The following is a 4,816-nucleotide window of genomic DNA, read 5'->3' on the forward strand; positions in this document are numbered from 1 at the left end:
CGTGCCGACGATCGAACTGGCCGGCGGCTCGGTGCGCTGCATGCTCGCGGGCATTCATCTCGCGCGGCGCGCGTCGATGCATGACGTGAAGGAAAGCGAATCGGTAGAGCAGCAACGTGATGCGGTAACGGTCGCCGTCGACTGAGAGAACCCATGTCCGCCATTGCAGCGGACTGTCCGACACAACTGGATGCATCGATCTCCGAACCGGATCGATGCATCCGTTCATCACTCAACCCGCCAACAGCTTCAGCCCGGCCGGCAGCGTTTCGCCGAACACGCGTGCCGTGTCGGCTTCGTCGAACGCGATCGCTTCGCGCACCATGTCGATCCACGCCGCCGATGCGTTGGCCGCCGACAAACGCTTGATCACCGCTTCGCGCGTGTCGTCCGGCAAATCGCGTTCGCGGTCGCCGGTCATGCGCGCGATTTGCGCCACCGCGAACGCCGCGGGTTCGACCTGTTTCCAGTCGAGCGCGAACAGCGCGTCGAGCCAGCGGTTCGCCACGTCGGCCGGCACGACACTGTGCGCGCTGCCGTAGAACGGCCGGCGCGCACCGATCCGCCCGAGCGCCCACGCGCACAGCGTGCGCTCGGACGGCTTCTGCAATTGCCCGATCAAACGCTCGGCCAATTCCACCTTGCGCTCGACCGGCAGCCGCTCGAGCGACGCCGACAAGCGCGTCATGTCGGCGGGGCCGACCTTGGCCGGGTCGAACGGCAGCTTGCGGCGCTTGTCGTCGGACGGTTCGAGGAACGCGATCGCGTCGCGCACCTGCGTCTGCGCATCGTCGTCGAGGCCGCCGGCCGCGCGACGCCACAGCGTCCACCACTCGGACCACACCTGCGCGTCGTTCACGTACTGGATTCCGTCGTCGAACAGCGGCCAGAGCTGCTCGATGCGCCACGCGTCGAGCGGATGACCGAAGCCCGGGCGCAGGCAATAGCCGGCGAGATTCAGCCACGCGCGTTCGTGATCGGCCGAACGCCGGCGCCGACGCGCACGCGCGAGCAATGCGTCGAACAGTTCGCGCGCGAGCGCGACGTCCCACTCGTCGCGCGGGCCGAGCACCTGCTCCAGTTGCGCGCGCAACCGTCGCGTGTCCTTCGGCGTGACGTCCGCCGCCTTGCCGCCGAACGAACGGTCGATCAACTCGATCGCGTGGTCCAGACGCGGATGGCGCGCGAGTGCAGCGTCGCCGCCCTGCGCGGGCGCATCGCCGCGCAGCTGGAATTCGAGCCGCCAGCGGCGCGACGCATCGTCGGTCGCGATGCAGTGCATTTCGAGCGTGCCGACCTCGGTCAGCGACGCGGTGAGTTTCACCGGCGTTTCGCGCGCATCGCTGCCGGCCTTGCGGTCGACGACCGTCGCGATCGGCGGCAGCCGCACGAAATCGCCGCCGTCCAGGTCGACGAGATCGCCGGGCGGGTACACGGTGTCGGCCACCGTCGACACGAGGTGGAAACGCACCGGCTGCCCGAGCTGCAGCGCGAACGTGCGATCCTCGAGCCGGATCTCGCGGCCTTCTTCCGAACCGCGCGGCAGCAGGCAGACGCCGCGCGCCACCGCGTCGCCGGCGCCATCGTCGAGAACCAGGAAGTAGCTGCGCGCCGATCCGCCGCCGATGCGTGGCGCATGCCCTGCCCGCGCCAGCCCGTAGGCCACCGCGCCGCGCGCGACCGCGACGTCCGGATGCGCGTTGTGCAGCACGTCGAGCGGCGCGCCGCGCCACGCGCCGAGCGTCTGCGCAAGACGGCCGGCGAGCGCGCCCGCGCGGAACACACCGCCGTTGAGCAGCAGCGTGTCGGGCAGCGGGCCTTCCGCATGACGGTTCAGGAACGCGGCGACGTGCCGCGTGACGGCCGGGTCGCTCGCGTACGGCAACCCGAATTCGACGATCGCGGCCCGCGCACGGCGCGGCAGTTCGCCGGCCGCGACCTGCGGAAAGAAACCGTCGACGACGATCTGCTCGACTTCCTGCCGCGTGAGCTCCGCCGAGCGCGCACCGCCGACCAGCTTGCTGCCCGCGCCGAGCAGCGTCACGGTGACGGACGCGGGCGCGTCGTCGCCGAGCAGCCGCTCCTTCGCCGCGCGGCAGCGCTCGACGAGCTGCGACAGGCTCGCGGCCGACAGCCGCGTGCCGGGCTCGGTCAGCCGCGTCTCGACCAGGCGCGCGAGCGCGAGGTCCATGTTGTCGCCGCCGAGCATCAGGTGATTGCCGACGCCGACGCGCGTGAAGGTGGGCTCGCCGTCGTCGCCCGACGCGACGTCGACGAGCGTGAGGTCGGTCGTGCCGCCGCCGACGTCGCAGATCAGCACGCGCCGCGCCGCGGCGAACGTGTCGCGCAACGTCGCGCGCTGGCCGTACAGCCAGTCGTAGAACGCGGCCTGCGGCTCTTCCAGCAGCCGCAGCGCCGGCAGTTTCGCGCGCCTGGCGGCCTCGACCGTCAATGCGCGCGCGCCGTCGTCGAACGACGCAGGCACCGTGAGGATCACGTCCTGCTTCGCGAGCGGTGCATCGGGAAAATGTGCGTCCCATGCGGCACGCACGTGCGCGAGATAGCTCGCGCTCGCATCGACCGGCGACACCTTGTCGACGCCGTCGGCCGCGCCCCACGGCAGGATCGCCGCGAGCCGGTCGACCGATGCGTGCGACAACCAGCTCTTCGCGCTGGTCACGAGCCGCCCCGGCACCTGCGCGCCGAGCGTGCGCGCATAGCGGCCGATCACGGCCGGCAGCGCGTTGGCCGCGGCCGATTGCGCGCTGGCCTTCGGAGCGTCCGCCCACGGCAGGCGCAGCGCGTCCGGCGGCAGTTCGCCCGCCGCCGGGTGATAGCGCACCGACGGCAGCAGCGGCTGCGCCGCCACCGCGCCGGGGCCGACCAGCTGCTCGACGTCGAACACGCGGATTGCGTCGGAGCCGGCCTCGACGTACGCGACGACCGTGTTGCTCGTGCCGAGGTCGATGCCGACCGTATAGCGCTTCATCTCGCTCAGGCGGTGCCGCGCACGTCGAACTCGACCTTCCAGCGCTCGTCCGTGCCGCTCGGGATCGCCTCGAGTTCGAGCGTGCCGGCTTCGGTCACGCGCGCATGCAGCTTCACCGGCACGATCTCGCCGACCGTACGCCCTTCGGCGGGCAGCGTCGCCTGGATTTCCTCGAGCTCCTGCAGCTCTTCCGGCGACCAGTAGTCGAGCAGCGTGCCGACCTGGTCCTGGCGTCGCACCGACGAGCCGAAGAAGCGGAACTGCACCGGTTCGCCGACAACGAGGCCGAACTCCTGCGGCGGCAGCGCCGCGTCGGTGCCCTCCTCCATCCCGAACGGCGCGACGCACAGCGCCTGCACCGGCGGCTCGAGCCCCGGCACCGCCGGCATCGCGGACTCGATCGCGACGTAGTACGCACGCGCCGTGCCGCCGCGAATGCGCACGCCACGGCCGCGCTTCACGAAGCCGTAGTACGCCGCGCCGCGCGCGACCGCGAGATCGAGATCCGCGCCTTCGAGCAGGCGCGCGGGCGGCGCACCTTCGGCGGCAAGCCAGCCGTTGAGCGTATCGAGCACGCGCTGCGTGAGCAGCGTCGACTTGAACACGCCGCCGTTGAACAGCACCGCGGTCGGATGCAGGAACGTCGCGCCTTGCGGCAGCGTGCGCTGCACGCCTTCGAGCGCGTCCAGCGCCGCGACCTGGCGGCCGAGGAACGCCGCGAGATGGCGCGTGATGCCCGCGTCTTGCGCATACGGCAGGCCGAGCTGCGTGAGGCCGACACGCGCGCGGCTCACGGGGCGCGCCGCTGCATCGACTTGCGGGAAGAAGCCTTCGAGGATCGTCTGCGTGAGTTCCGCGCGCGTGAGCTCCGTGCGGATCGAGCCGCCGATCAGCTTCGAGCCGCGGCTCGGCACGACGAGCGGCACCGCGTCGATCGTCGGGTCGGACAGCAGCGTTTCCTTCGCGGAGCGGCACGCGTAGGTCAGTGCGCGCAGTTGCCACGGATCGGCCTGCGTACCCTGCTGCGCGAGCTTGCGCGCGACCACGTGCGCGAGCGCGAGGTCCATGTTGTCGCCGCCGAGCAGGATGTGCTCGCCGACCGCCACGCGATGCAGTTCGAGATTGCCGTCGCGCTCGACCACCGCGATCAGCGACAGGTCGGTCGTGCCGCCGCCGACGTCGACGCACAGGATCAGGTCGCCGACCCGCACCTGCTTGCGCCAGCCCCCTTCGCTCTTCTGGATCCAGCTGTAGAGCGCCGCTTGCGGCTCCTCGAGCAGCGTCATCCGCGAGTAGCCGGCGGCGCGGGCGGCTTCCGCCGTCAGTTCGCGCGCGGCCGGGTCGAACGACGCGGGGATCGTGACCGTCACGTCCTGGTCCGCGAACGGCGCATCGGGATGGGTGTGGTCCCACGCTTCGCGCAGGTGCGTCAGGTAGCGGATCGAGCTTTCCAGCGGCGACACGCGCGACACTTCGGGCGGCGCATCGCTCGGCAGGATCGCCGCGCGGCGATCGACGCCCGGGTGGCACAGCCAGCTCTTCGCGCTCGACACGAGGCGGATCGGCGTGCCCGCGCCGCGGGTGCGCGCCATCTCGCCGACCGCGAAGCCGCGCGAGGCCGTCCACGGCAGCGTCAGGTCGCCCTGCGTCAGCTCGCTTTCATGCGGAAGATAAAGGAACGACGGCAGCAGGTCGCGCGACTCCAGCGCGCCCGGCGCGGTCAGCTGCGCGATCGGCAGCACCTGCTGCGTGATTTTTTCGCCGTCGCTCGCGGCGCTGTCGACGTACGACAACGCGCAGTGGGTCGTCCCGAGGTCGATACCGATC

2 protein-coding genes and 1 pseudogene are annotated in these 4,816 nt (G+C 71.3%); 1 reads left to right on the forward strand and 2 read right to left on the reverse strand.

Annotated features, from left to right (window positions below):
- Positions 1 to 145 (forward strand): annotated as a pseudogene (locus J7024_RS36195) (citrulline utilization hydrolase CtlX); the annotation flags it as partial.
- Positions 146 to 232: 87 nt separating this feature from the next.
- On the opposite strand, the gene J7024_RS36200 reads toward J7024_RS36195, so the two are convergent.
- Positions 233 to 2,989 carry an Hsp70 family protein gene (locus J7024_RS36200; protein WP_234745986.1) on the reverse strand — a complete coding sequence of 919 codons (2,757 nt, stop codon included), beginning with the start codon at positions 2,987 to 2,989 and terminating at the stop codon, positions 233 to 235.
- Positions 2,990 to 2,994: 5 nt separating this feature from the next.
- Positions 2,995 to 4,815, reverse strand: coding sequence for an Hsp70 family protein (locus tag J7024_RS36205; RefSeq protein WP_234745987.1), 1,821 nt, complete (start codon positions 4,813 to 4,815; stop codon positions 2,995 to 2,997).
- Between the last annotated feature and the right edge of the window lies 1 nt (position 4,816).

It is taken from the genome of Burkholderia sp. WTPI3, from assembly GCF_021483755.1.
In the GTDB taxonomy this organism is placed as follows: Bacteria; Pseudomonadota; Gammaproteobacteria; order Burkholderiales; family Burkholderiaceae; genus Burkholderia.

Coding starts and splice junctions, on each gene's coding strand:
- J7024_RS36200 (WP_234745986.1), bottom strand. CDS start 2,989: ATGAAGCGCTATACGGTCGGCATCGACCTCGGCACGAGCAACACGGTC.